Origin of the sequence: Mesorhizobium sp. M7A.F.Ca.AU.001.01.1.1 (assembly GCF_004022735.1) — a bacterium.
In the GTDB taxonomy this organism is placed as follows: domain Bacteria; phylum Pseudomonadota; class Alphaproteobacteria; order Rhizobiales; family Rhizobiaceae; genus Mesorhizobium; species Mesorhizobium ciceri.
In genome coordinates this window covers 1-661 of record NZ_RZPF01001295.1, presented here as the reverse complement: position 1 = coordinate 661, position 661 = coordinate 1, and the positions used below count along the sequence as shown (strand labels likewise).

General features: G+C 65.7%; 1 protein-coding gene. It reads left to right on the top strand.

Annotated elements, in window-relative coordinates; genetic code table 11:
• The coding region (locus EN884_RS37745) for a His/Gly/Thr/Pro-type tRNA ligase C-terminal domain-containing protein (RefSeq protein WP_245492075.1) at positions 1 to 580 on the top strand (580 nt) is incomplete at its 5' end.
• Positions 581 to 661 lie beyond the last annotated feature (81 nt).

Here is a 661-nt window from a genome sequence, read left to right as displayed (position 1 = left end):
AACATGGACGACGCCCTACGCCGCCACCGACGAGATGCATGACGAGGCGGCGTGGGAGAAGATCGGCGAGAGCGACAAGGTTTCGGCGCGCGGCATCGAGGTCGGCCACATCTTCCATTTCGGCGACAAATATTCCAAGCCCATGGGCGCCAAGGTGACCGGACCCGACGGCAAGGATCATTTCGTCTCCGGCGGCTCCTACGGCATCGGTCCGTCGCGGCTGGTCGCGGCGATCATCGAAGCCAGCCATGACGACAACGGCATCATCTGGCCGGACGCGGTGGCGCCGTTCGACATCGGACTGATCAACATGAAGGCGGGCGACGCCGAGTGCGACGGCGTCTGCGACGAACTGCATGCCGCTTTCGTCGCCGCCGGCAAGGACGTGCTCTACGACGACACCGACCAGCGGCCCGGCGGCAAGTTCGCCACCGCCGACCTGATAGGTCTTCCCTGGCAAGTGATCGTCGGACCGCGCGGTGTCGCCGCCCGCGAGATCGAGATCAAGAACCGCAAGACCGGTGAGCGCGAGACGCTGCCGATCGCGGATGCGAAGAAGCGCTTCGGTGTCGCCGCATGAGCGAGGCGGTGGCGGCAAGATCGGTCGGCGCCGGACCCTTTTCCATCTTCGAGCGCATGGTCGCCTGGCGCTATCTGCGTT